26 protein-coding genes are annotated in these 24,235 nt (G+C 57.4%); 18 read left to right on the top strand and 8 right to left on the bottom strand.

Annotated elements, in window-relative coordinates; genetic code table 11:
* Positions 1–35 precede the first annotated feature (35 nt).
* The 5 genes from EYC79_RS10425 (at position 36) to EYC79_RS10405 (ending at position 5,840) form a co-directional block, all read left to right on the top strand.
* A complete protein-coding gene (locus EYC79_RS10425; protein WP_130977920.1) occupies positions 36–1,703 on the top strand; it encodes a sensor histidine kinase in 1,668 nt (555 codons plus the stop codon).
* Positions 1,700–3,043, top strand: a complete 1,344-nt coding sequence (locus EYC79_RS10420; protein WP_130977919.1) for a sigma-54-dependent transcriptional regulator — start codon at positions 1,700–1,702, stop codon at positions 3,041–3,043. Before EYC79_RS10425 ends, EYC79_RS10420 begins: the two co-directional genes overlap by 4 nt.
* Positions 3,044–3,202: 159 nt before the next feature.
* Complete coding sequence (locus tag EYC79_RS10415) at positions 3,203–3,991, top strand: alpha/beta fold hydrolase (protein ID WP_113261323.1); 789 nt, start codon at positions 3,203–3,205, stop codon at positions 3,989–3,991.
* The gene (locus EYC79_RS10410; protein ID WP_280956470.1) at positions 3,991–5,208 is read left to right on the top strand and encodes a PAS domain-containing sensor histidine kinase; all 1,218 of its coding nucleotides are present in this window, start codon (positions 3,991–3,993) and stop codon (positions 5,206–5,208) included. Before EYC79_RS10415 ends, EYC79_RS10410 begins: the two co-directional genes overlap by 1 nt.
* Positions 5,209–5,423: 215 nt before the next feature.
* Complete coding sequence (locus tag EYC79_RS10405; RefSeq protein WP_112956883.1) at positions 5,424–5,840, top strand: DUF4174 domain-containing protein; 417 nt, start codon at positions 5,424–5,426, stop codon at positions 5,838–5,840.
* 323 nt (positions 5,841–6,163) lie between these two features.
* On the opposite strand, the gene EYC79_RS10400 is transcribed toward EYC79_RS10405, so the two are convergent.
* A complete protein-coding gene (locus tag EYC79_RS10400) occupies positions 6,164–6,541 on the bottom strand; it encodes a hypothetical protein (RefSeq protein ID WP_113227403.1) in 378 nt (125 codons plus the stop codon).
* Between the two features lie 270 nt (positions 6,542–6,811).
* On the opposite strand from EYC79_RS10400, the gene EYC79_RS23790 reads away from it, so the two are divergent.
* Both EYC79_RS23790 and EYC79_RS23785 read left to right on the top strand, forming a co-directional pair.
* Positions 6,812–7,612 (top strand): MFS transporter, encoded by an 801-nt coding sequence (locus tag EYC79_RS23790; protein ID WP_245495253.1) that lies wholly within the window; start codon positions 6,812–6,814, stop codon positions 7,610–7,612.
* The gene (locus tag EYC79_RS23785) at positions 7,548–8,015 is read left to right on the top strand and encodes an MFS transporter (RefSeq protein ID WP_335625468.1); all 468 of its coding nucleotides are present in this window, start codon (positions 7,548–7,550) and stop codon (positions 8,013–8,015) included. Before EYC79_RS23790 ends, EYC79_RS23785 begins: the two co-directional genes overlap by 65 nt.
* Before the next feature lie 149 nt (positions 8,016–8,164).
* Here the strand turns inward: EYC79_RS23785 and EYC79_RS10390 are convergent, their stop codons facing one another.
* Together EYC79_RS10390 and EYC79_RS10385 are read right to left on the bottom strand one after the other, a co-directional pair.
* The gene (locus tag EYC79_RS10390; protein WP_245495251.1) at positions 8,165–8,719 is read right to left on the bottom strand and encodes an NUDIX domain-containing protein; all 555 of its coding nucleotides are present in this window, start codon (positions 8,717–8,719) and stop codon (positions 8,165–8,167) included.
* Between the two features lie 155 nt (positions 8,720–8,874).
* Positions 8,875–9,777: a LysR family transcriptional regulator gene (locus tag EYC79_RS10385; protein WP_130977918.1), complete on the bottom strand. Its 903-nt coding sequence runs from the start codon at positions 9,775–9,777 to the stop codon at positions 8,875–8,877.
* A 107-nt stretch (positions 9,778–9,884) separates the two neighbouring features.
* Here EYC79_RS10385 and EYC79_RS10380 point away from each other — a divergent pair, with 107 nt between their 5' ends.
* From EYC79_RS10380 to EYC79_RS10365, 4 genes are all read left to right on the top strand, one after another.
* Entirely contained in the window at positions 9,885–10,607 is a 723-nt protein-coding gene (locus EYC79_RS10380; RefSeq protein WP_130977917.1) for an SDR family oxidoreductase, read from the top strand.
* Positions 10,608–10,654: 47 nt separating this feature from the next.
* Positions 10,655–11,002: an Atu4866 domain-containing protein gene (locus tag EYC79_RS10375; RefSeq protein WP_130978078.1), complete on the top strand. Its 348-nt coding sequence runs from the start codon at positions 10,655–10,657 to the stop codon at positions 11,000–11,002.
* 285 nt (positions 11,003–11,287) lie between these two features.
* On the top strand, positions 11,288–11,719 hold the full coding sequence (locus tag EYC79_RS10370) for a DUF4112 domain-containing protein (RefSeq protein ID WP_113261329.1): 432 nt from the start codon (positions 11,288–11,290) through the stop codon (positions 11,717–11,719).
* Positions 11,720–11,824: 105 nt separating this feature from the next.
* On the top strand, positions 11,825–12,253 hold the full coding sequence (locus tag EYC79_RS10365; protein WP_130977916.1) for a DUF1810 domain-containing protein: 429 nt from the start codon (positions 11,825–11,827) through the stop codon (positions 12,251–12,253).
* Positions 12,254–12,260: 7 nt separating this feature from the next.
* Here the strand turns inward: EYC79_RS10365 and EYC79_RS10360 are convergent, their stop codons facing one another.
* Together EYC79_RS10360 and EYC79_RS10355 are read right to left on the bottom strand one after the other, a co-directional pair.
* Positions 12,261–14,210 (bottom strand): ABC transporter ATP-binding protein/permease, encoded by a 1,950-nt coding sequence (locus EYC79_RS10360; protein ID WP_130977915.1) that lies wholly within the window; start codon positions 14,208–14,210, stop codon positions 12,261–12,263.
* A gap of 365 nt (positions 14,211–14,575) precedes the next feature.
* Positions 14,576–15,955, bottom strand: coding sequence for an enoyl ACP reductase FabMG family protein (locus tag EYC79_RS10355; RefSeq protein WP_130977914.1), 1,380 nt, complete (start codon positions 15,953–15,955; stop codon positions 14,576–14,578).
* A 411-nt stretch (positions 15,956–16,366) separates the two neighbouring features.
* On the opposite strand from EYC79_RS10355, the gene EYC79_RS10350 reads away from it, so the two are divergent.
* Complete coding sequence (locus EYC79_RS10350) at positions 16,367–16,552, top strand: hypothetical protein (protein ID WP_130977913.1); 186 nt, start codon at positions 16,367–16,369, stop codon at positions 16,550–16,552.
* Between the two features lie 274 nt (positions 16,553–16,826).
* Here the strand turns inward: EYC79_RS10350 and EYC79_RS10345 are convergent, their stop codons facing one another.
* On the bottom strand, positions 16,827–17,807 hold the full coding sequence (locus EYC79_RS10345) for a 3'-5' exonuclease (RefSeq protein ID WP_130977912.1): 981 nt from the start codon (positions 17,805–17,807) through the stop codon (positions 16,827–16,829).
* 215 nt (positions 17,808–18,022) lie between these two features.
* Between EYC79_RS10345 and EYC79_RS10340 the strand changes: the two genes are divergently transcribed.
* Complete coding sequence (locus EYC79_RS10340) at positions 18,023–18,628, top strand: J domain-containing protein (RefSeq protein WP_113179109.1); 606 nt, start codon at positions 18,023–18,025, stop codon at positions 18,626–18,628.
* 159 nt (positions 18,629–18,787) lie between these two features.
* Here EYC79_RS10340 and EYC79_RS10335 read toward each other — a convergent pair whose 3' ends face one another.
* Positions 18,788–19,717: a LysR family transcriptional regulator gene (locus EYC79_RS10335; RefSeq protein WP_130977911.1), complete on the bottom strand. Its 930-nt coding sequence runs from the start codon at positions 19,715–19,717 to the stop codon at positions 18,788–18,790.
* Between the two features lie 106 nt (positions 19,718–19,823).
* On the opposite strand from EYC79_RS10335, the gene EYC79_RS10330 reads away from it, so the two are divergent.
* Genes EYC79_RS10330 through speB form a run of 5 tightly spaced genes read left to right on the top strand, consistent with a single transcriptional unit; the run spans position 19,824 to position 23,746 of the window.
* Entirely contained in the window at positions 19,824–20,666 is an 843-nt protein-coding gene (locus EYC79_RS10330; protein ID WP_205654361.1) for a transporter substrate-binding domain-containing protein, read from the top strand.
* Positions 20,667–20,683: 17 nt separating this feature from the next.
* Positions 20,684–21,334 carry an amino acid ABC transporter permease gene (locus EYC79_RS10325; protein ID WP_130977910.1) on the top strand — a complete coding sequence of 217 codons (651 nt, stop codon included), beginning with the start codon at positions 20,684–20,686 and terminating at the stop codon, positions 21,332–21,334.
* Positions 21,334–21,981, top strand: a complete 648-nt coding sequence (locus tag EYC79_RS10320) for an amino acid ABC transporter permease (protein WP_245495250.1) — start codon at positions 21,334–21,336, stop codon at positions 21,979–21,981. Before EYC79_RS10325 ends, EYC79_RS10320 begins: the two co-directional genes overlap by 1 nt.
* 1 nt (position 21,982) lies before the next feature.
* Positions 21,983–22,762, top strand: coding sequence for an amino acid ABC transporter ATP-binding protein (locus tag EYC79_RS10315; protein ID WP_130977908.1), 780 nt, complete (start codon positions 21,983–21,985; stop codon positions 22,760–22,762).
* 18 nt (positions 22,763–22,780) lie between these two features.
* On the top strand, positions 22,781–23,746 hold the full coding sequence (gene speB / locus EYC79_RS10310) for an agmatinase (protein WP_130977907.1): 966 nt from the start codon (positions 22,781–22,783) through the stop codon (positions 23,744–23,746).
* A 151-nt stretch (positions 23,747–23,897) separates the two neighbouring features.
* Here the strand turns inward: speB and EYC79_RS10305 are convergent, their stop codons facing one another.
* Positions 23,898–24,083, bottom strand: a complete 186-nt coding sequence (locus EYC79_RS10305; RefSeq protein WP_130977906.1) for a hypothetical protein — start codon at positions 24,081–24,083, stop codon at positions 23,898–23,900.
* Positions 24,084–24,235: the final 152 nt, after the last annotated feature.

The following is a 24,235-nucleotide window of genomic DNA, read 5'->3' as shown; positions in this document are numbered from 1 at the left end:
TAAGGATTTTTCCGAAAATCTATACTGAGAGGTTCATGATTAAGTCGCAGACCGCAAAACCACGCGGCGTTATCTTCGCTGCCGTTCATCCGGGCCTTTGGGCTGGGCTATGCGTCGCGGCCGGCCTCTTCTTGTCATTTTACCTGGGGTGGTCGCTCACCCGCGACCGCCTGTTGGGGCAGGCCGAAGACAACGCCCAGATGCGCGTGCTCGCGCTCGAGGGCATGCTGACCACGCAAAGGGCCGTCGCGACGGTCATCTCCAGCGATACAGAGGTTACCAAGGCTCTTCTCGACCCGGCGATTAGGCCCGACGTCTCTCGAAAGCTGGAGCGGTTGCGGGTGGAGACGGGCAGCGCCGTCATCTATCTGCTCGACGCAAGTGGCACCGCGGTTGCCGCCTCGAACTGGGATGGCCAAGAATCCTTCATCGGACGCGGATATGCCTTCCGTGATTACTTCAATCTCGCGGTGAAAGACGGCACCGGCTACCAGTTCACCAGCGGCGTGGTCACCAAACGCCCCGGACTGCATCTTTCCAACCGCGTCGAGAAGGATGGAGTGACGCTCGGCGTCGTCGTGGTGAAAATCGAGTTCGCGCCGTTGCAGGCGGCTTGGGCGGCGGCTTCCGACGAAACGGTTGTGACTGCCAACGACGGACAGATCGTGCTTTCCTCCGATCCTTCTTCCCTGGGGCAACGGGAAAGCTTATCCGACGTCTTCGAGGTGTCGAAACCGATCCAGGAGATGAAGGGGTGGACGCTGCGGGTCGGTGCATCGAGAGCCATGGCGGTCTATGCAGGCTTGGCAAGCGCGACCGTCTTCCTGTCCCTGTCGGCCGCGATCGGCCTGATTATCTTACGCATCGTGCAAAGGCGCCGACGAGATGCCGAACGCCTTTCGGAGGGGATGCGCCATCGGCAAGCCCTTGAACGCGCCGTCAGCGAACGCACTGCGGCGTTGACCGCCGAAATTGAAGAGCGCACCCTGGCCGAACGCCGCTTGGCGGAATTGCAGGTGAACCTCATTCAGGCCAACAAGCTCGCCACGCTTGGACAAGTGACAGCGGGCGTTGCGCACGAGGTGAACCAACCGCTTGCTGCCATTCGGCTGCTTGCGGATACCTCGCTTGCTCTTGCTGGCGACGGCAGTCCCGGGCTTGAAAAAAACCTGTCGAAAATCATTGGCATGACGCAGCGCATCGAGAAGATTACCTCCAGCCTCAGGCGCTTTGCCCGCAAGAGTGGCGGACACGTCGTGCCACTGCGCCTGATGGAGGCGCTCGACAATAGCCTCCTGCTGACCTCGACCAGCCCGCAAGCAAAGGCGGTGCGGGTGATTATCGAGCCTTTCGATCGCGATCTCACCGTTCTTGCCGAAGCCGTGCCGCTGGAGCAGATACTCGTGAACCTGATAACCAACGGATATGAGGCGCTGGCATCCACTAAGGACGGCGAGATTCGTATCTCGGTCGTGATCGAGACAAATGTCGTGGATGTGTTCGTGGCCGACAATGGGCCGGGTCTCGCACCGACGATTGAGAAGACGCTTTTCCAGCCCTTCGCAACCAGCAAGGCTGGCGGCGTCGGACTGGGACTGGTCATCGCACGCGATATCGCCCGCAATATGGGCGGCGATCTGGATTACGTCCAGAAACTCGGCACGGGTGGTGCATGCTTTCAGCTGAGGCTTCGCAGACCATGAAAGATGGCAACCTTGTTCGCCTGATCGATAACGATCCAGACCTGCTCGAGACGCTTGAGCAATCTCTCCGCATCAGTGGCTTTGCACCGGAGCCCTTTGCCAGCGGAGCCGACGCGCTCAACGGACTGGGCCCGGACTATCCCGGCGTGATCCTGTCGGACGTGCGTATGCCTGAGATCGACGGCATGCAGCTTCTCGGCAAAATCCGCAATATCGATCCCGATCTTCCGGTCATTCTGATGACGGGCCATGGCGATATCGATATGGCCGTGTCTGCAATGCGCAACGGTGCATGGGATTTCATCACCAAGCCAGTCGGCTTGGATATGCTGGTTGCCGCCCTACGCCGCGCCAGCCAGTCACGGGCGCTGGTGATGGAAAATCGTCAGCTCCGCAGGGTCGCCGACCACGTTGAAAATGACGTCCTTCTGCTGGGGGAGAGCGACGTGACAGCCGCCTTGCGCCAGAGTGTCCTTCGTATTGCGGAAGCTGGAGTGGATGTGCTGATCGAAGGCCCCACCGGTATCGGTAAGGAATATGTGGCACGTGCGATTCATCGTGCAGGTCCACGCCGGTCTCGCAGCTTCATGCATGTTGCCTGCGACGTCCTGGAAGAAAGCCGGTTCGCACTCGATTTCCTGGGCTCCGACGCCGGGCATGGCGGCGCCAGCCGTCAGACGCGGTTGCCTGGGCGGCTTGAAACGGCCCATCGCGGGACGCTGTTTCTCGATCGGGTCGATCTGCTGCCCCTTCCTCTGCAAGCGCAGTTTCTGCGGCTCATCGAAGCGAGGGAATATTGGTCGCTCGGCGCCGTCTCTGCGCGCCCACTTCATCTCCACGTGCTGGCCTCGACCCGCACGGATCTTGCACAGATGGTCGAAGCGGGAACCTTCCGCGAGGATCTCTACTATCGCCTCTCTTCTGCCCGGATCAACCTTCCTCCACTACAGAAGCGACGTGAGGATATCCTGCCCTATTTCCGCTCATTCCTGCGTCAGGCCAGCGTCAATATCGGCAAGCCGGTACCCGTCCTCACTCCAGCAGCCCATGCGAAGCTCACGACCTATGACTGGCCTGGAAACCTGCGCGAGCTCCAGCGTTTCGCAGAACTTCAACTGCTGGATCACGAGGAATCTCCGGAGTCGGATGGGCCAGCGGCTTCAAAAAGTCTAGCGTCGCTGATCACAAGTTACGAAGCCCGCATCATTGCCGAAACATTGACAGCAACGGGCGGCAACGCCACCCAGGCGATGAAACGGCTTCAGATTTCCAGAAAGACGCTTTACGATAAGGTGAATAAGCACAAGTTGCAGATCGTAAAGTTTCGTCTGAAGGGGTGAAGACGCACGGCGCTCCACTTGGGATCGCGCGGGACACGCTGGAATGACCATTGTCAAGAATTTAAGCGACAAGCCTCTTCCGGCGTCGTATGGTGCTTCGCACCCAACGGATCGTCGCCATTTTGCAGACTGATCGCGGTCAGCAGTCGAGGTTTCCGTGTGTCAGCTATTTTGAAGAACAACGTAAAGCAGTCGGGCAACGGACGGCGGCCAATGATATTTGCTCATGGCTATGGATGCGACCAGCAGATGTGGCGACTGGTCGCGCCAGCTTTCGAGGATCGTTTCAATGTCGTCACGTTCGACCATGTCGGCGCTGGAGGCTCCGATCTATCGTTCTATAATCGCCAGAGATACTCAAGCATTGTCGCTTACGCCGACGACGTTGTCGATATCGGCCGCGAACTCGACTTCAACGATGCCATCATCGTCGGTCACTCTGTGAGCGCGATGATTGGAGCACTGGCCTCCATCAAAGCGCCGGAGATGTTCTCCAGCGTCGTGATGGTCGGCCCTTCGCCGCGCTACATCAACGACGGATCCTATATCGGCGGTTTTGAACAAGAAGACATCGACGAACTGCTTGCATCGCTTGCCGAAAATCATATTGCCTGGTCCAATGCGATGGCGCCCACAATCATGGGCAATAGCGACCGTCCAGAGCTTGCCAGCGAACTTGCCGACAGCTTCTGTCGGATGGACCCTGAGATTGCCCGAACCTTCGCCCGGGTAACGTTTACCTCCGACAACAGGGCGGATTTGCCCAAGGTGACGGCGCAGGTGCTTGTCTTGCAGTGCCGTGACGATATCATCGCCTCAGAGAATGTGGGCCGCTACGTCGCGGACGCAATCCCGCATGCGCAGTTCGTCATGCTTGATGCCACGGGGCACTGCCCGAACCTCAGCGCGCCGCAGGCCGTTATATCCGCCATAAAGGGTTTTGTGTAATCGACGCGTCGCTACCCCCTGCCCCTGCCCTGGATTATCCCGACGATCTGTTCGAGAGAGCGCCGTGCGGCTATGTGGTGCTGAACTCCCAAGGCATGATGGCGAGGGTCAATCAGACGCTCGCGGAGTGGATCGGCCAGGAAAAAGAAGAGCTGCTGGGCAAACGGATGACGGTCTTGCTGACTGTGGCGGGCAACGTCTTCTACGAGACGAATTTTGAGCCGACCCTGCGCTTGCAGGGATTTTGCGAAGAGATCGCCTTCGATCTCAAGACGAAGAGCGGCAAGCGGCTCCCCGTGACGGTGAGTGCAAGGGGCAGGCTTGGCGGCGACGAGGCAGGTGTGACGCTCGTCACGGTCTTTCGCTCCGTCAAGCGTCGCCAGCTGGAACGAGACCTTCTGCAAGCCAGGCAGGCTGCTGAAAACGCAAAGGAAGCGTTGGCGAACACCAATGCGTCGCTGCGCACCAACATCCGCCGGGCGGTGGGCAAGAAACGTGAAGCGCAACGCGTGCTTCTTGCTGAGCAAGAGACGGGCGAACTGCGCGAGCAATTCGTTGCCGTCCTCGGCCACGATCTTCGCAACCCACTTGCTTCCATCTCAGCTGCCGGACGTGTTCTGGCCCCGGAAGTCACCAGCGAACGCGGCAAGCGAGTTCTTCAACTGATGGCCGGCAGCGTGTCGCGCATGTCGGGACTGATCGACAACGTGCTGGATTTTGCCCGTGGCCGGCTGGGCGGCGGTATCCATCTGATGAGAGATCCAACGTCTCCCATCGCTCCGGTAATCGAACAGGTGATCGAAGAACTGCGCAGCAGTGCTCCCGGTCGCGACATTCTTTCGACCTTGCTGATACCGCACCCGGTCAATGCCGATCATGCCCGGCTTGGCCAACTCGTGTCGAACCTCCTCGGCAACGCCATCAGCCACGGTGATACCAAACACCCGATCTTCATCGATGCGAGACTTGCGGACGACGGAACCTTCACTTTGTCTGTGACCAACAAAGGGAAAGAGATTTCGCCAGACAGGATGGAGCGATTGTTCGAGCCCTTCGTTCGTGGAGACACGCGAAATGACAAGGGATTGGGACTGGGATTACACATCGCATCGCAGATCGCGAGAGCCCATGGTGGTACACTCTCGGCGACATCCCAGAATGGTGAGACGCGCTTCACCTTTATCATGCCGCCTTTCTCTTCCGACGACGACGGTTGATCGGGCTTTCCTTCGGGCATTGATTTAAAGCGGCCTCTCACTCAAGGCTGGTGAACCCTAACGCTCATCCCATGCTTCCATCTACACCACGGCTCGCGCTGAACGCATTTGTCTGGGCTTACCGCGATCGATGTCGCCTGAGCCATCGCGACGTATAGCGCGTTGAACTATCCGGCATCGGCCACGTTTACGAACGCAACAATGGAGACCTTGCAATGACAAGATTGCTCGTCGCCCTGATCTTCGTTCTCGTATCGTCGCAGGTATTTGCCATGAACAGCCTATCCGACCTGACCTGGAAGAAGCGCGTTATCATCGTGTTCGCAGATGCTGGCGACAAGCGACTGGAACGGCAGGTGAAAATCCTCACCGATCGACGCCCTGAGCTTGAGGAGCGAGACCTTGTCGTGATCAGCGTCACCAATGACGAGGCGTCCACCGCTTTTGGAAACGTGGCAAAGCCTGATGCGGCAGCATTGCGAGATGAGGCCGGTGTCAAGAAAGGCAGCTTTCAGGTCATCTTGGTTGGAAAAGACGGGGGCATCAAGTTGCGGAGCGACACCGTCGTTCCCGACGTGGAGCTCTTTGACGTCATAGACCGAATGCCGATGCGGCAGGCGGAACGTGGCTGACCGCAGGCAACGCTCTCCTGAAAGCTCCTATAACACGAGACGCATACCTCGTACTTTGCCGATCAACAACGAATCTGGCATGAGGTCCAGCTGAACGCTGCAATATTGACCCGAAAACCGGACTCGATTTTCGGAAAGCACGATGCATCAGATTCAAAAGCCGAAGCGCCGTGCGTCCAATAGGCCGCACGGCGCTTTGAGGTGATTTACAACTCGGCATAACGCCACGACGACGACCGCGATCACTCACCTCAGCAGGAAAACCGCAAAAAGGGGAGCGCTGGCATCGTCCGCGCTCCCCTCTCCTCCCTGGCAATCAGACGTTAGTTGGCCGGGCAATTCGTGTTGCCGCTCATCGAACCCTGGCTGCTGGTGGTGCCAGCCGGGCAGTTGGTGTTGTTGGTGTCACCGTTCGGCGTCTGGGAATTGGTGCCGCTCGTGTTGCCTGAGCCGGGTGTCGTCGTGCCGGGCGCTGTGGTGGTGCCAGAACCGGACGTACCAGAGCCGGAGCCACTGCCTAACGTACCGCCAGTCCCGGTACCGGTACCTGTACCCGTCCCAGTGCCGCCCGAACTGGAGCCGGCGCCCGCACCGCCCGTGCCCGAACCTCCGCTGCCGCCAGATCCGCTACCAGCACCCTGCGCCATCGCCAAAGATGCAAAACTTAAAGCGAAGACCGCTCCCATAAGAATCTTTTTCATCTGCTTTCCTCCAAGCGTCGTTGTTGTTGCCCCGGTCCAACAACACGGCGGTAAGCCAGTTCCCAAATATATCTTTTGCATGGGAAGGAACAAAGCCGCGCGCCTGGACCCGGCGATATCTATCGGAAAATGATATCGACGCTCCGGCGGATGGGCTGGGAGGCCATCAAATCGCTTGTTATCGCTGGCGGAATGTCCATAAGCTGGGAAACACCCTTCCCACCGTGCATTTCGTTGCTTGGCAAGTGCGCGGTCTTAGAGAATGATCCTGTGCTCCACTCCTTGCGCAACATCCGCGCCCATCCGCAATTGCTGCTTCTGACCTTGATGATTTTCCTTCAGGGCTCCGCCTATGGCTCAACACTGCCCTATCTTTCGATTACAGCAATCCAAGAATTAGGGATGAGCGACCAAGCCTACTCGCTTCTGGTCTTCGTGACATCATTGTGTGCGGTAACGATCAGCGTTTCGCTGGGAATTCTCTCCGACCTGATGGGCGACCGGAGGACAATCATCATGGTGATGACGGTGATGGGTGCCATCGGTTACGGGGCGATTTTTCTTTTCCCGTCGATCCCAATATTCATTGCGGCAACCGCAATCATTATCCCGTTTTTCCAGTCGGTGAGCTCGCTCATTTTTGTGAGTGTTCGCGCCGAAACGGCCGGGCTCCCAAGCCGGGACAGCGCCGCGATCAACGCCACTGTCCGGGCTTTCGTATCCGCCGCCTGGGTGGTGATGCCGGCGGCCGTGGGGTTTGCGTTTGCCAGTTCCGCAAGCATGATGGGCGCTTGGGGCGTGGCAGCGCTTTGTGCTCTCCTCATATCGTTCTCGTCTGCATTTCTGCCCGCAAGACCCGCGCCTGATCGGACTGCTGGAACATCGCGCGCAGGGTTCTTCTCTGCGCTCAGCGAGCTTGCCACGCCGTTGATGTTGGCGCGCGCAGTTTCCATGGCGCTGCTGACCGGAACAATCAGGCTTGCCAGCACAGTCTGGCCGTTGATCCATCTCCGACCTTGGCGGCAAGACCGGAGATGTCGGTATCGTCGCCGGGCTGATAGCCTTATTTGAGATACCCTTCATGCTCATCTGGGCCAGTCTGCTGAAGCGACTGAACATCCTCGTCATTCTGGCGATAGGCGGCCTGCTCTATGCCGCGTTCATGGCCACGCTGACTTTGGCAACCTCTCCCTGGCACCTCTATGCCCTGACCATTCCGGCAGCGGCCGGCGCCGCTGCCCTGCTCTCCATGCCGCTCACCTATTTTCAGGATCTCTTTCCAGGAAGACCAGGCCTTGGAACCTCCTTCAACCCCATCAATTCCTTCCTCGGAAACGGCTTGACGGCGATCGTCTTCGGTACAGGAGCACATCTTTTCGGTTACTCCGGCACGGCATGGCTCGGTGTCGCCATGGCCCTTGCCGGCATCTTCGGCCTTGTGATCCTCGAGAAACGACGACCGACTGTCGCTTGATTTGCAAGCGAGGGTCATTTTGAAAACGCTATCGGCTGCAGGAAGGATACTTGCCGGCGAAGGATGCTCGTCCGATGAGCAGACTCGCTGGATGAGTCCGGGATGGCTACGATCGCGTTTGAGTGTCAGCAAGCGCATTTCTGGCGCCTCTAACCGATCAATCCCCGCAGCTTCGCAATCGATAAGGCGGCGACCGTTCCGGCATCCCGCAATTCCCCAGAAAGGACCATCGCTTCGACCTGATCGACGGAGAATGATCCGACAATCAAATCCTGCTCCTCAGTCGAGAGCTGGGACGGTCCTTGCGACAAGCCGGTGGCGAAGAAAATTCGATACGATTGGTTCGTCGTGCCGTAGAGGGGAAAGAGTTGTCCTATTTGTTCGACGTGATCTGCAGTCAACCCTGTCTCCTCAACAAGTTCACCGCGGGCAAGCTCTTCTGGATGAGCATCAAGAACGTCTTCCCAGGATCCCTGCGGCAATTCCCATTGTCGCTGACCGACGGGATACCGATACTGCTGAACGAGATAGAGACGTTCTCCGTCGAAAGGGATGATGACCGCAAAGTCGGGCTTGTCAACGAAACCATAGATTCCGACACTACCATCCAGTCGGCGGATCTTATCTTCCTTCACCTTCATCCAGCGGTTCTCATAAACCACCTTGGATGCGATCGTCTCGATATCCGGCTTCGTGTTGCTCATTGCTTCCCCCTATCCGACAAGATTTCAGGTTACACAGCCAATCTCTTTTGCCCAGTGCGAAACGCTAGGCTGCTGTCGCGGCGGTGCCGGCGTCCATCCCCAAGGACGATGCGCAATCGAAACATTTCGACCCTCAGCCGATACCGATAGCAGCGTTATAGGGCTTGCTTCCGATAATCTTGCAGGTGGTCCACCAGTGCTCGGAGCTTCGGCGCCATATTGCGGCGGCTGGGATAATAGAGATAAAAACCGGGAAAGTGCGGACAGAATTCTTCCAGCACTGGCACGAGTTCACCGCGCGCTATCGCCGGTTTGAAGCTCTCTTCCATTCCAAAGCTGATCCCTGCTCCCGCAACGGCCAGCTTGATCATCAGCCCCATGTCTGTCGTCGTGACAGTGTCGGCCACAGTCACAAAAAATTCCCGGCCATTCTCCGCAAATTCCCATCGGTACGGTGCGACATGCGCCGATATCTGCCAGCCGATGCAGCGGCGGTTTGCAAGCTCGCTTGGATGCGAAGGTATCCCGTACTTTTTGAGATACGCTGGCGAGGCGACAGCAATTTGGCGCTGCTCAGCCGACACCGGCACTGCGATCATGTCCTGAGCAATCACTTCCCCCAATCTTACGCCGGCATCGTATCCATGCGCGACGATATCGAACTCATCGTCCGTGACGGTCACATGAAGTTTCACATCAGGATTGGCGTCCAAAAAGGACGCGAGCATGGGACCGGAAAGAAAGCTCTCGGCAATTGATGATACGGCAAGCGTCAATCGCCCTTGCGGATGGCCGGTAAGATTGGCGGCTGCCTCCCACGCAGCTTGCATCTCGATCAGTGCTGGCTGTGCGTCGAAATAGAGCCGCGCACCGGCTTCGGTTAGGGCAACGCTGCGCGTCGTGCGGCTGACCAGAGCGATGCCGAGCGCTTCTTCAAGCTTGCGAATGGTCTGGCTCACTGCTGAACGCGTCACGCCCAGACGATCTGCTGCAGCTCTGAAGCTCTTCTCCTGTGCGACAAGAGCAAAGACAGCGAGTGCATTAAAGTCCGATTGCATTGGTTAGCTCCGCTTACCTTTAAGGTCATATTTCTCCAGCTTATCACGACAATACGCCGTGCGTATCTTTGACGCATCGACAAAAGCGAAAGCAACAGGAGAAAGTCATGGAAAAAGTTGTTCTCATCACTGGCGCATCCAGCGGCATCGGAGTCGGCATCGCCCGCGAATTGGCAGAGGCCGGTAATAGGGTAATGCTCGGGGCAAGACGCACCGATCGCCTCGAAGCTGTCGCAGACGAGCTTCGTTCGGCTGGCGGAAAGGTCAAGACCTGCCAACTCGACGTCACGAACCTTGGAAGTGTTACTGCCTTCGTTGAGAAAGCCCAAAGGGAATTCGGCCGCGTCGATGTGATCGTTAACAATGCCGGCGTGATGCCACTGTCACCCATGGCATCGCTCAAGATCGACGAATGGGAGCAGATGATCGACGTCAACATCAAGGGCGTCCTCTATGGCATCGCTGCGGTGCTTCCGCATATGAACGAGCGCGGCTCCGGCCACATCATCAATATCGCGTCGATCGGTGCCCTTCAGGTCGTGCCAACAGCCGCGGTTTACTGTGCAACAAAATACGCTGTGCGGGCGATCTCTGAGGGCCTTCGCCAGGAGAACGAAAAGCTCCGTGTGACCTGCATCCACCCAGGGGTCGTCGAGAGCGATCTTGCGAGCACCATCACAGATCCTGTCGCAGCAGAAGCCATGGCGACTTACCGCGCCATCGCGCTCAAGCCCGACGCCATCGGTCGCGCCGTTCGTTTTGCTATCGAACAACCGGACGATGTGGACGTCAACGAGATCGTCGTTCGCCCCGTACGCACGACAATCTGATGACGACGTCCCAAACTCCGCGCAAGCGCCATCAGGGGCGTATCCTGATGGCTCTCTTGCTTATCATCATCCAATCCTCGCCAATTCTAGCGGCAGAACATCAGAAGGCAGAAGCAATGCGACAATCCGAGATTGGCCAGACCCGGCCACAGGACCATCCTTATGTTGGCATGTGGGTCACCGCTGACGGCGCAATCCGTCACAAACTTCTGCCCAACGGTCGCTACGACGAGGCACGCGGCAACCGCCAAAGCGCTTATCAGGGTCGTCATGAAGTCAACGGCGATCATATCGACTACTGGGACGATACTGGGTTCACAGCCGATGGCACCTTTGTCGACAGGGACACGCTTCATCACGGAGGCATGGTCCTGTACCGGCGAATCTCGGAGTGAACGGAGTAAGCGTATAGTTGCCGTCACGATACGCGTTTCGGATCGATGAGCGGACAATCAGGCCACCATTGCCAGACTGAAGCTATTGACCTAGGCGGCGTTGGCTATGGGTTCATACGTGCTTTTGCGTGCTGAACAGGAGGTGACACGTGACCAACGTCGACCCGAACGACCTAATAGAGATGCCCTTCGAGGGCTTGGAGAGGTAGGGGGGTGCCTCGACTTGAAATTCGGCACCACTTCCCCATTTCTCTCTTGCCGGGTTTACCGGTTTTGGAGGTTACTATGGCAGCACGAGCTTGGAATGCGGGTGGTTTTGGTGCGAATGCTTCGAGCGCTACGCCTGACTTCGAACAGCGTATGCAGAAAATCCGCAGGCTGTCGGGCATATCACGCCTGATGGATACGGCAGTCGGCATCCCTGGCACGCGCCTGCGCTTCGGTGCCGACTCCGTGCTTGGCCTCGTTCCGGTCCTTGGTGACGGGGCTGGCGCTCTTGTTGGGCTCTATATCGTCAATGAAGCGCGTCGCATGGGCCTTCCGAGGGAAAAACTCGCAAAGATGATTGGCAATGTGGCGATGGATTCCGTCGTCGGCAGCGTGCCGCTCTTCGGCGATCTTTTCGATGTTTACTTCAAATCGCATCGCCGCAACGTGCAGATCATCATCGATCATTTCGGTGTGGAGCCAGAAGAATTGCGGCGCAAGCGTAAATGAAGAAATGAGGATGCGGTGTACCGCTTCGCGACACATTTCGTTAGGCGGACGCCGCGATTCGTAAAGGTCAATCGGCAAAACCTCGCCACACTGGAAAGCTGAGCGATGTCTTTCGATCTTGAGCGCTTCGTGAAGGCGCAGCAAAATACGTATGACAGGGCACTGAACGAATTGTTCGACGGCAGGAAGCAGTCCCATTGGATGTGGTTTATCTTCCCGCAGATCCAAGGCCTTGGCCGTTCTGACACCGCGCGCTTTTACGCAATTTCAGGCCGTCCGGAAGCAGAGGCATATTTGGCGCATCCCGTTCTCGGACCGCGTCTCGAAGAGTGTACGCGCGCCATGCTGGACCATTCTAACTTGACCGCCCATGACATTCTCGGATCGCCGGATGATCTTAAATTTCGGTCCAGCATGACCTTGTTTGCCGCAGTCACCGATCAAAACGCGTTGTTTCAAACTGCTCTCCGGCAATTTTACAACGGCGCGCACGATCGCGAGACGCTTTCGGTCATATCCGGCTTGGAACAATAAGCGATGATCACTTCCGCTTCACTATTCGCCGAAGCACAGAGCCTCTCCTCGATTTACGCGGGATAAGCTCGATATCGCTAACCAGCTTTGCGCCACCTTCCCGCCGCTCCAATGTAATCTTGCGGCTGTGAAATGCTTCCAGCTCGGCACGATGCGCCACGCTGATGATGGTGGCGTCGGGTAGCTCATCAATCACTGTCTGCATCATTTTGTCCTGGCTTTTTTCGTCCAGCGCTGCGGTCGCCTCATCCATGACGATGATATCGGGAGCGTTAAGCAGCAAGCGTGCAAAGGTGAGCCGTTGTTTTTCACCGCCGGACAATGTCTGATCCCAGGGCGCCTCGTCCTCGATCTTGTCCTTGAGTTGACCGAGACCGACCTTGTCGAGAGCAGCGCCGATCTCTTCCGCCGTCCAGCTTTCAGCGGGTTGAGGATAAGACACCGCGCGGCGAAGCGTGCCAGCTGGGATGTATGGCCGCTGCGGCAGCATGAACAACTGGCTGTCTGCGCGAAAATTCACGCTGCCCCCGCCCCAGGGCCAGAGGCCGGAAATGGCACGTATCAGCGTGCTTTTGCCCGATCCGGATTCTCCCGATACCAGCACTCTTTCACCCGCTCCGATTTCGACATCCGTCTCTTTCACGACGGCTGTTCCATCACCGAGAGATACGGACACATCCTTGAGGCTAAGCATGGTGTCACCTTCGGTCTCGCCGCGAATGATGCGTCCGAAAGTCTCGCTTCTCTCCGCGCGCTCAAGACCATCAAGCGACATCATCAGGGAGGCGACGCGCCGCGCGCAGGCGTTCCAGTCGGCAAGCCGCGGATAGTTGTCGACCAGCCAGCCAAAGGCGGACTGAACGATGGTGAAAGCAGATGCCGCCTGCATGACCTCGCCGAGCGACATGCTGCCATCAAGAAACTTCGGTGCACAGAGCAGAAGTGGCACGACGGGCGCAATCAGCACCGAGCCGTTAGAGACGACGGTGGTGCGCATATATTGCTGCGCCATGAGCCGCCATTGCCGCCGAACATTGCCGAACCTTTTATCGAGATCGCTACGCTCCTCCTCTTCCCCGCCAAGCAAAGCGATGCTCTCGCCATTTTCCCTGACGCGCGTCAGCGTGTAGCGATACTCCGCTTCCACCTGGTTTTTGACTTCGGAGACCTTCACGAAGTTTCGCGCAATGAACGCGATGGACGTTGAGGTGACTGCCGCGTAAATGATGGCCGCGATCACGAGGAAGCCGGGAATGGTGACCCAGGTGCCGCCAATCGACAGTGTCAGCGCTCCACCAATGGTCCACAGAACAACGATGAAGGTGGAAGCGGATACGAAGGCCGCGATGACGCCGGAGACGAAATCGACCGGCGCTTCAGTGGCAATGCGCATATCCTCCGAGAGCCTCGCTTCCGGGTTCTTGTGGTCGCCATCGATCAGGTTCAGCTGGTAGTAGCGGCCATTAGCAATCCATCTGCCCACCATTATCTTGGTCAACCAGGAGCGCCAGCGCCGCTGAATGCGCATTCGTACATAGACCTGCGAGGTGACAATGAAGACGCTTCCTAGAACTAGAAATGGAAATATCGACGCGAGGGAATAGACAGTCGACGCATCCCGTTTTTCGATCGCGTCGAAAATCCCGCGGTTCCAGACGTTGACCCCGTATTGTATGGCGACATTGATACCGATCATCGCCAGCAGGCCAATCGTGAACGGCCATGCCAGCTTGTCGCCCCGGCGGCTCCAAAAGCCGCGCGCGCTGATCCAGAAGCGTTTCAGAAGATATTTGCGCCGTGCTTCCTCAGCCTCTTCCGGTGTCAAGCCCGCAGCAGGTTCCACCTCTTCCGGGGGAAGTTCTTCAACATCATCCTGAACATCTGGAGAGGATTTGACTTCGGAGGCAGTTTCGTCGGCGCCAGCCACCGGTTTAGGTTCTACGTCATTGTTTTTCATGGGCGCTGAACGGCCAGTGATCGGAAAGGTTTCACGACTTAGTGAAGGGGCGCGAAAATAAACTCAAGGATAGTTGCAGTGACCGAAGGAGAAGGAGGTCGCGGAAGTACTAGAAAGTGCGCATCAGCGTCAGCGCGTCTCCGAGAACCCGGAGAATTCATCTTGTGCACAGCCGCAACTGTCAACATTCCAAGCTGTGACACTCAGATAGTCTTTTCAGCGCTTGACGCATCGAGCCAAGGCCGTGATGAACTTTTCAGGAAAGAACCAGAACGGCGTTCTCTCCAAAATCAAAGCGAATACCGGCTGGCGGGTTCAAAGCTCGACGGACGGAAGCAGACCCTTCCCAAGCGCAAACCTGGGCCTCAGGCCACCTCAAGATGGGAGGCATCCGATACCCCAACCGTGACCGGCTCAAACGAGGCAGGACGCGCATGCGAAGCGTTAAGCCGACGAGCGACGATGTCATGGTTGAGCCACAGCACCGGACCGGACGGTTCAGACGCCTCGCCGAAAATCAACTGACCGGTTGATTTCACGACAAGAGCGCTCAGGAGGTCGCTCATCATCACCTTGCTATCACGATGCATCCGGGTGATCTCATTGGAGGTGCCGATGGTCAAATCCGCCTGTGCCTGGCTGTTTGGCATGGGCCACGCTGAGAAGTCGTAGAAGGGACGCATGACTTCGCTTTCCTGCATTGCATGGATCTTCTGGAAAACATCGTCCATCGTCAGGCCGTCATCCAGAAGCTGCTCGCAAGCCCGCCACTGTTCATCAGCCCACGTCCCACCATTCTCTTTCTTCAAAGCCAGCAGCAGTGGTATCAGTGGAAGCTCAATGCCGGTGAAGACATCAGACGAATTGGTCCGGATTTCGGGGCAGTTATAGACGGTCGCTTTTATTCCCGCCGCCCACGCTTCCTGCGCAATGCCTTCCAGGCGCATTTTCGCATAACCCTGGGTGTAGTTGGTGTAGGTCTGCCAACGGTAGTTGCCATCAATCAGAACCGCTGATCCGTGGTAACCATAGGCCGTATATCGGACCTGGCCGCCGGAGGCTTCAACCCGCTCACGGATCGCCGCGCTGAAATCGATCAGATGGCGGAACGTGTTTGCGGAAACCTCATCGAAATTCTGCAGAATGAGTTTCCCCAGGTCACTTTCGATCAGCCTCTGCGATGACATGTGGCGGGACCCGGTCCCCTTGTAGATGCGATTGGCAACGACGAGGAATACCTTCGCCTTCGGAATGCCGCCTGCCATCGTGTGGGCGAAGAACACGTTGCGACCATCGGCGATCATTCCGTCCAGAACGGACATGACCTGTGAAAGCGCCTCGGTAAACCGCGCCGTGGCAATATCGCGGCATTGCGCGATATAGTCCCAATCGAGTTTGTCGTGCTCCCAGCTCTCAAGCGTCATGTCAGCGAGAAGATCGGTCGGGGTCGGGCCGCCCGCCGGAGCATCCAGATCGAAGCCGGCCATCAGAGGGATGTTGATGATCCTGCCGCCCAGCTGGGCCTCGGCAGCAGACAGTTCTTCTGCGTTCAGGGGCCGCAACGCGCCGTGTTCGTCGCGCCGCCCGACCGTGATCCCGACAATCTCCATGCCCGCCCGCTTGGCTTCGTCAAGCAGGCCGGTCGCATAGCCGCGACCGAACAGTTCGCCAAAAAGGACAAAAACATCGCCTCGACGGAAGGTCGTGTTCTCGGAAAGACGATTGAGTGCGACCGGATTTTTCATGCTGTCAGCTCTTTACTTCGCGAATCGTCGAGCGATGGCCCATACGAACTTTCACAAACACATGCCCGCGATGGCACAAAATGAAAACTCATTTTCCGTGACCGTTCATTTCAAAACGTGAACTCGGTCTCGTCACAGCATGCCAGATGATGGCAGGCCCACTTGCTTTGGGTCAATCTTGGTCAACCTGTAACCGTCGGGGTCACTGAATTGCTTGCGAAAAGCGGCTGCTCGAACGACATCGTTTGGAACGAAGAATTCCTCGTCGTCCTAATGCGCTCAGCTCTGCTCCCTCCAACAAATGTGCCGCAATAAAACTCAGTGATCGCGCGTATATGCGTATCGTGGCGAAGAAGGCGTCTTCTTGGCCCTCGCCAACGTGTGGCGAGCAATGTCCTCTTGACGCAGGACATGACGAATTTCGCCAAGTATCTCGGCCCGACGAACGGCTTTGTCTGCGAGCCGGAGGGCGATTTCCTCTTCTGTCGCGTTCGCACCAACGTTGCTCGTGGTTTCATTCTCTACTATATCGCGAAGAATGTTCATCAGTACGAGGTTCTTCTCGTGCATCTGCATCACCATTTTCGTCATTTCTAAACGCTGAGACATGGTCGTCATTCCTGCTCAAAATTGCCTTCTGGCTGCTAACTGAGCGAAGGCAGAAATGGTCGCACGCTGCATTTGATATTCGCCGTTTCGGTCAGCTTCGCGCAAGCCTCGAGCCAACACGTCTCTGGATAAGCAGGCCAAACATGGGACCGGCATCGAGGCGGCAAGCGATTTGACGGCAATCGGGGGCTAGGCGCAAAGGCCGTGAGGCCAATGTGCTAGAAGAGATGCCTCGCGCTCTGGGTGCGGCGACCGAGGTGCGCTACGCCCGGAACCGATCGAAGGCGGTGAGACGTCTGATCGGGGGATCGACGTCAGGATATCTGTATATCTCCGCCCTGAGATACTGAAGTTCATCATCGAGACCGTCTTCACCGACCTCGATCCACCAGCATTTCGGGCGACTGTCACTTCCGTCGGACCAGCGATAGCCTCGTCCTTTCAAGTGATCCTTCATATCGAAGGGGCTGTTCTCGGCAAAAATCCTCACCCGTGACCTCTGGCTCGCCTCATAAAGTTCGGCAAAAGCAATGGAAGCCGATCCGTCCACCTGTCGGGCCAGGACCTCCAAGAGTGCATAGCAGTCATCGACCGCACGATGTCCTTCATGAAAATATCCAGCCTGTCCGAGCAGATATCCAAGCTTCGTGCCTTCATATCCCCGCGACGACCAATCGACCTCAGAGTGAGAGCAAGCCCATGCCTTGCCGGAGAAAATCCCCGAAAACACCTCGCAGAAAGGCCGATCGAAGCCGGCATTGTGGGCAATCAGCAAGTCGGCAGGCTCGATCAGCGCCTCAAGTGCCGTCATATCGATCGCCTGCCCGGTCACCATATCGTCTGTGATCCCCGTGAGCTTGGTGATCTCAGCCGGAATGGAGTCGCCCGGCTCTCGCAGTCCGCCACAAACGCCGGTCACATCGCCAATCTGACCCATGGCGTTGAAGGTGAAGGCGACCGCCCCAATCTCGATGATCTCATGCTTTCGAGCATCAAGGCCTGTGGTCTCCGTATCAAGGATGACGCCGCGAAGAGGGTATCCAGGCCGAGGAACGGGTGTGATCGCACGGGGCACCAGTTTCGTCAGGATGCGATATCGCCCAGTCTCGAACAGAGAACGGACCATCTCCTCTTCCGTCAGGGATGGGGCTTGCCGATCAGATTTGCCGGATTTCGACGGTCGATGCAACGCTACCTTGGCGCGCGAATCCCGATCCGGAAACATGTCAAACTGTTCTGTCATCCCTGCAGTCAAACCCCTATGCGATTTTCGTTCTTCAGAACACAGCGGCACCGGCAGATCAACCTTGTTGGCCAGACGACCCGCTCGTTTTGGTGAGGTGCGACTTACAGACGCCGGGGTCCGGTCACAGGCATGCTTTCACGACGAGCGACGAAGTGAGATTGCAAAAGACTTCCGGAGTTGCCCAAAGGGCCCGCCGCGTCCATATAGTCTCAATGACGCATGATTCGAAAATATTCGTAGGTCTTCGGTCCACTCGCAAACGCTCGCCAGCGGCAAGCGAGCCCAAGGGACCAAAGTGCCAGTGGGATGGGTGTGAAAAGATTGGAACGCACCGCGCCCCGGTTGGCCCAGGTGCTGAAGGTCTCTACCTGCTCTTCTGCCTTGAGCATGTGGCTGCCTACAATAAGGGATACAGTTTCACCGCGGCACCATCGAGTCCCGACGTCGCCCGCTATCAAAAGGAAGCGACAATGGGTGCGCGGCCGACTTTGGGAAAGCGCGTGAACGAGCCAACCGAAGCTCCGCTACCATCGTCTGTTCGTTCAGGCTCGGCAAAAACCCTCAATGCTCGCAAAGGCGTGAGACAAGGGCAAACGACGACCGGTGGCCAACAAAGAAAGCTCAAGACGCTCGAAGCCAAGGCTTTCGACACTCTGGGCCTCAGTCACCAAGCAACATCGGAAGAGATCAAGAGCCGCTACAAGGAAAGGCTCAAAATGCACCACCCCGACGCCAATCAAGGAGATCGCAATTCTGAGGATGCGCTTCGAGCCTCGATTGAAGCGTACAGAATCCTTAAACTGAACGGCTTTTGCTGAGCCTCTTCAACGAGAGGCTCACAGTGGCGCTCTTGAAAGAATGAGGACCAGCGGCCCACTCCTTCGCTGCGTCAGGGATTTAAATTCCCATCTGAGGTTCAAGCGGCCGGCGCGACAGAGCAAGCAGAACCAACGTTGGTCTGGATCGGGACCATCTCATCATTTTCCGATGAGCGGCTTTTTCCGATGCAGGGTCTCCGATGCAAGTCCCGCCAGTTCGCGAATGAAGAAGTCCAGGATTGTCGATGGCCTCTCGCCCAGACGAGTGGCGATGATGAAGGGAGAATTGATCCGGCCTTCTTTCGGCAGAAGGGCGCGCAAGATGCCTTTCTGTACCCAATCGGCCGCGTAATGATCCGGCAAATAGCCGAGATATCGGCCTGACATCACGAACATCGCCTGCGCCTCCATGTTCGAGGCGGAGGCCTTGGCACGCGCTCCAGGAAAATACTGCAACTCGCGCATATTGGCATAGGGCCTGACGACGAAGTCGAAGCCTTCCACGCGCTGCACGGAAATGTCCGCCTCATCTGCAGTGAAAAGTGGATGTCCTTTGGCGCAATAGAGGGAATGCATCTCATCGCGCAGGCGCGACAGTTTGAGGCCCTGGTAGGGTTCCGTTTCCGGAAGGATGGCAATGTCGAGACCGCCATTGGCGATTTCTGCGAGCAATGCGTCCGGTGAATCGATGACCAGTTCAAGGCGTGCTTCCGGCGCCTTGTCGCTGATGCGGGCAATGATGCGGTGAATGGGCAAGTCCGCATCGGTAATGGTGTTGTCCACCAACCCCAGCCTGAGTGTTCCGGTAATCCTGTTTTTCAACGTGCCGATTTCGCTTTCGAAGGCGTTGAGTGCCAGAAACAACGCTTTCGATTTCGCATGAACGATCGCACCGCGATCTGTCAATTCAAAGCCCGCGCGCCCGCGGCGGCAAAGCTTGTAGCCAAGCCTGTCTTCTAAGGCCTTGATGTGGAAGCTGACAGCGGACTGGCTGAGGCCAAGCGTGATCTGCGCGCCGAGAAAGCTCTTATGCTCCACCACTGCGCGAAACACGGTGAGAGCCCGGAGATCTGACTGGGCAAATTGCATGAGACGACCTTACATCATCTTTTCTAATGTGAACTCCACATCTTTCCTATTTTTTTGCGCTGATGTCCATGGTTCGTTGGCAGAATAAACAACCGGGGAACAAACCATGATGCCATCGTCCATTTCCAGAGCTTTGCTTTTCGGCGCAGCGCTCGTCACTATCCTGTCGTCGACCGCCGCGAACGCTGCAGATCTTCTCGACAAAATCAAAGCGGACAAAGTCTTTACCGTTGCCACAGAAGCCCGCTTTGCGCCTTTCGAGTTCGTCGAAGACGACAAGATCGTCGGATACTCCGCCGACATCATGGTTGAAATCATGAAGGCTCTGCCGGGCGTCGAACTCAAGCGTCTGGACCTGCCGTGGCAGGGCATTCTGCCGGGCCTTGCGGCTGGCCGCTTCGATTATGTCGTCACCTCCGTGACCGTCACGCCGGAACGCATGAAGGCCTACCATCTCTCGGCTCCGATCGCCGATGCAACCATGGCGCTACTGAAGCGCAAGGGCGATGCAACCATCACCAAGCCGGAAGATATCGCCGGCAAGGCGGTCGGTTCTCAGGCCGGCTCCGCGCAGCTCGCCGCGCTTGAGACCTTTGCCGCAACGCTGAAGGACAAAGGCGGTCCGGTGACCGTCTCCACCTATACGGACTTTTCCGAAGCCTACGCCGATCTCGGCGCTGGCCGTATCCAGGCTGTCGTCAATTCCCTTCCCAATCTTCTGGAAGCCGCCCGCCAGCGGCCCGACGTCTTCGAAGTCGTTCTGCCGACCTTCGGGCCGAAGACCTATTTTTCCTGGGCAGGCCGCAATGATGCCGACAGCGCATCGCTGAATGCGCTGATGGACACCGAACTGGTCAAGCTCAACACATCCGGCAAGCTTGCGGAGCTCCAGAAAAAGTGGTTCGGCGCCCCGATGGAACTTCCAGAGACTCTCCCTGCCGCTGAATAAGATAGGACGGGTCGGCCATGGACAGGACAGTCGCACATATCTGGCCCGCGCTTCTCGATGGCCTCACCACCACAATGACGATCAGTCTGACGGCGCTTCTCTTCGGCGCGCCGTTGGCTCTTCTGTTGGCCGCCTGCGCGCGTGGCAGACGGTGGACGCGCGTCCCGGCAGCGCTTTATCTTTCCTTCTGGCGCGGAACACCGATCCTCGTACAGCTTTTGATCACCTTCTACATTCTTCCATTCCTCGGGCTTGAGCTTGAGCCGATCGTTGCCGCCACCTTGGCCTTGGCGCTCAACACGGCGGCGTTCCAATCGGAAATCTATCGGGCGGGGCTTCAGGCTGTGCCGAAAGGCGAAATCGAGGCGGCAAGAATGCTGGGTCTCTCTCCCTCCGCGATCTTTATCAACATCGAGGTCCCCCAGGCTGTACGGGCTATGTTGCCAGCGCTGGTGGGAGAAATGCAGGCTCTGGTCAAGAACTCCTCGCTCGTCTCGGTCATCGCCGTGACGGATTTGACCCGCCGCGCCCAACAGGTCGCGTCCTCGACGTTTCGCCCCCTGGAAGCCTATGCCTCAGCCCTCATTCTCTATGTTGCAGTCGGCATCCTGATCGCCGCTCTGGGATTAATGCTTGAGAGACGCCTGTCACGCAGAGGGCAAAATTGATGACCGGCTTTATCACTGACCTGCCGCTCTATCTTGCCGGACTGCTCACGACGATCACAGTCTCGGCAAGCGGCGTCACTATTGCTGCCCTGCTTGGCATCGTACTCGCCACTGGTTTACGCAGCAGCTTTCGCCCCCTTGCACTCTTGACCAGGGCCTATGTCGAGTTTGCCAGGGGCGCGCCTCTCGCCCTCCTGCTTTTCATTCTCTACTACGGCGGACCGCAGATCGGGCTGTTGCTCAGTCCCTATGTGGCCGGCACCTTCGGACTTGGCATCTATGGTGCAGGTCCTTTCGCGGAGATTTTTCGCGCAGGCCTCAACACCGTTCCCAAGGGAGAGCGCGAAGCCGCAGAAATGCTGGGCCTCACACGCGGGCAGCGCTTTCTGCACGTAGAGCTTCCGCAAGCCCTTCGCCTGACGCTGCCGCCCTGCGTGGGTCAAGCCATCGCGCTTTTGAAAGAGTCGGCTGTTCTCTCTGTGATCACTGTTGGAGAGTTGACGAAGGTAGCCGGAACGATCAGCTCGATCAGCTTCAGCGTCGTGACGCCCTACCTAACCATCGCCCTGCTCTACTGGGCCCTTGTTGAAATTCTGTCGAAGTCGGGACGCGCTCTGGAGCGCCACTTCGCCCTGAGAGGTTCCTGAGATGACGAGACCGGCAGCCATTTCCGTTCGCGGACTTGAGAAGCGATTTGGCGACAAGACCGTATTGCAGGGCATTGATCTTGATATTCAAGATGGCGATGTCACCTGCATTATCGGGCCTTCCGGATCTGGGAAGAGCACCCTGCTCCGCTCGCTTGCCTTTCTCGACGCCTATGATGCGGGCGAGGTTCACATCTTTGGCAAGATGCTGGGATGGCGCGAGACACCCCTTGGACGCGAAAAGGCGGGCTATAAGGAATTGACCGATACCCGTCGCCCGATAGGAATGGTCTTCCAGCATTTCCACCTATGGCCGCATTTGAACGTGCTGGACAATGTGACGCTCGCATTGCGGTTGGTCCATGGCTTCTCACGCGCAAGGGGAGAAGATATCGGCCGCGAAATGCTGAGTAAGGTCGGACTGCTATCCTTTGCCGACCGCTGGCCCGAAGGCCTCTCCGGTGGACAAAAGCAACGTGTCGCGATCGCCAGAGCTTTGGCCGTGAAGCCGAAGGTGATGCTGTTCGACGAACCAACCTCGGCACTGGACCCCGAACTGGTCGGCGAAGTCCTCTCCGTGATGAAATCGCTCGCTTCGGAAGGAATGACGATGGTGATCGTGACCCACGAAATGGGTTTTGCCGCACATGTCGCCAATCGCGTCGTCTTCATGGATGCCGGCAGGATTGTCGAAGAAGGCGCACCGAATGTGCTTTTCGCAACGCCAAAGAGCGACCGTCTCTCTCAATTTCTGGAAACCTGGCGCGAACGCGCGATTTGATGCCCGAAAGGAATAAGCATGACAGCCCACGGCTACGCCAATGGACGGTTAAACCTACCCTTCGTTGGCATTTCCACCTTTGCCAAAAGTCCCTACGTGGAGAACTGGGACAAGATCGACGCCGATGTCGCTGTCCTCGGCGCACCCTTCGATTTTGGAACCCAGTGGCGCGCCGGCGCACGCTTCGGGCCGCGCAGCATCCGCGAAGCCTCGACGCTTTTCGCCTTCGGTCACGCTGGCGCTTACGATCATGAAGATGACGTCACTTATTTGGAAGGCGTTCGCATCGTGGATCTCGGCGACGCGGATATCGTCCACACGGACACAATGAAAAGCCATGCCAACATAGAGTTCGGCGTTCGCAAGATTCTTGCGGCGGGAGCGCTGCCTGTCGTGCTCGGCGGCGATCATTCGATCAATATTCCATGCATCAATGCTTTCAGCGAGCAGGAACCGATCCATGTCGTGCAGTTCGACGCGCATCTCGATTTCGTTGATGAGCGCCACGGCGTTCGCTTCGGCCATGGCAGCCCGCTGCGCCGCGCCTCGGAGAAGCCTTGGGTCACCGGCATGACACAACTTGGTATCCGCAACGTATCCTCGACGGCCAAGGAGGGTTACGATTACGCCCGCGCTCAGGGCTCCGATATTCTCTCGGTCCGCCAAATCCGAAAGCTTGGCATCGATGCCGTTTTGGATCGTATTCCGACTGGAAAGAGATATTACCTAACAATCGATATCGACGGCTTCGATCCCTCAATCGCACCAGGAACCGGTACACCGAGCCATGGCGGCTTCATCTATTATGAAGCGCTGGAACTGATTGCAGGCCTTGCCAAACAAGGATCGATCGTCGGCGTCGATCTGGTGGAAGTGGCACCCGATTACGATCATACCGGTTCGACCGCGATCCTGGCCGCCCAACTGCTGCTCAACACAATCGGGCGCGTATTTGCCAAAACCGACAGTAGAGATGAGGTGTAGGACTTTCGAGAGGCATTTGCCGTGATGTCATATCGACGTTTCACTACGCCGGAAGCTGAACGGGCTTGTTAGCTGCGCTCACCTTCCGTGATGATCGCGTGTTGCTGGTCAAACTTCTTGGCGGCTTCGGCAGACATCTTCTCGGTCTTAATCAATCCCGCTGCCAGCCTGCGCCCAAAAGAAGATACCAATTTTTAGCAAAGGCTTTCGCCTGCTCAAGCCCCATCTCCTTGGCGTCGGTGCGATACGAGGCCGTCGAGAGATGCGGAGCAACGCCAGGCGAGGTCACCCGCCGGTAGGCGTTGACTTGCCCACCATGGATTTCATGACTCGCCATGCCTGCCTCCGTTTACTTTCCCGTTGTTTCAACAGGATGGAATCGCGGTATCGGGGAGGTGTCAAAATGAGAGGCGAGTCTTTGTGCTAAGGATAAATACGACTTCGGCCTCCACTTGGGAGGCCGATAAAATCTCGATAGTCTTGAATTAT

The organism is Agrobacterium cavarae, assembly GCF_004310285.1.
Classification (GTDB): Bacteria; Pseudomonadota; Alphaproteobacteria; order Rhizobiales; family Rhizobiaceae; genus Agrobacterium; species Agrobacterium cavarae.
This window is presented reverse-complemented; position numbering and strand designations above follow the sequence as displayed.

Coding starts and splice junctions, on each gene's coding strand:
- EYC79_RS10325 (WP_130977910.1), top strand. CDS start 20,684: ATGGACAGGACAGTCGCACATATCTGGCCCGCGCTTCTCGATGGCCTC.
- EYC79_RS10425 (WP_130977920.1), top strand. CDS start 36: ATGATTAAGTCGCAGACCGCAAAACCACGCGGCGTTATCTTCGCTGCC.
- EYC79_RS10330 (WP_205654361.1), top strand. CDS start 19,824: ATGATGCCATCGTCCATTTCCAGAGCTTTGCTTTTCGGCGCAGCGCTC.
- EYC79_RS10305 (WP_130977906.1), bottom strand. CDS start 24,083: ATGGCGAGTCATGAAATCCATGGTGGGCAAGTCAACGCCTACCGGCGG.
- EYC79_RS10405 (WP_112956883.1), top strand. CDS start 5,424: ATGACAAGATTGCTCGTCGCCCTGATCTTCGTTCTCGTATCGTCGCAG.
- EYC79_RS10365 (WP_130977916.1), top strand. CDS start 11,825: ATGTCTTTCGATCTTGAGCGCTTCGTGAAGGCGCAGCAAAATACGTAT.
- speB (WP_130977907.1), top strand. CDS start 22,781: ATGACAGCCCACGGCTACGCCAATGGACGGTTAAACCTACCCTTCGTT.
- EYC79_RS10345 (WP_130977912.1), bottom strand. CDS start 17,807: ATGACAGAACAGTTTGACATGTTTCCGGATCGGGATTCGCGCGCCAAG.
- EYC79_RS10320 (WP_245495250.1), top strand. CDS start 21,334: ATGACCGGCTTTATCACTGACCTGCCGCTCTATCTTGCCGGACTGCTC.
- EYC79_RS10385 (WP_130977918.1), bottom strand. CDS start 9,777: ATGCAATCGGACTTTAATGCACTCGCTGTCTTTGCTCTTGTCGCACAG.
- EYC79_RS10315 (WP_130977908.1), top strand. CDS start 21,983: ATGACGAGACCGGCAGCCATTTCCGTTCGCGGACTTGAGAAGCGATTT.
- EYC79_RS10370 (WP_113261329.1), top strand. CDS start 11,288: ATGGCAGCACGAGCTTGGAATGCGGGTGGTTTTGGTGCGAATGCTTCG.
- EYC79_RS10375 (WP_130978078.1), top strand. CDS start 10,655: ATGGCTCTCTTGCTTATCATCATCCAATCCTCGCCAATTCTAGCGGCA.
- EYC79_RS10400 (WP_113227403.1), bottom strand. CDS start 6,541: ATGAAAAAGATTCTTATGGGAGCGGTCTTCGCTTTAAGTTTTGCATCT.
- EYC79_RS10360 (WP_130977915.1), bottom strand. CDS start 14,210: ATGAAAAACAATGACGTAGAACCTAAACCGGTGGCTGGCGCCGACGAA.
- EYC79_RS10340 (WP_113179109.1), top strand. CDS start 18,023: ATGACGCATGATTCGAAAATATTCGTAGGTCTTCGGTCCACTCGCAAA.
- EYC79_RS10350 (WP_130977913.1), top strand. CDS start 16,367: ATGACGAATTTCGCCAAGTATCTCGGCCCGACGAACGGCTTTGTCTGC.
- EYC79_RS10390 (WP_245495251.1), bottom strand. CDS start 8,719: ATGAGCAACACGAAGCCGGATATCGAGACGATCGCATCCAAGGTGGTT.
- EYC79_RS10380 (WP_130977917.1), top strand. CDS start 9,885: ATGGAAAAAGTTGTTCTCATCACTGGCGCATCCAGCGGCATCGGAGTC.
- EYC79_RS10355 (WP_130977914.1), bottom strand. CDS start 15,955: ATGAAAAATCCGGTCGCACTCAATCGTCTTTCCGAGAACACGACCTTC.
- EYC79_RS10420 (WP_130977919.1), top strand. CDS start 1,700: ATGAAAGATGGCAACCTTGTTCGCCTGATCGATAACGATCCAGACCTG.
- EYC79_RS10335 (WP_130977911.1), bottom strand. CDS start 19,717: ATGCAATTTGCCCAGTCAGATCTCCGGGCTCTCACCGTGTTTCGCGCA.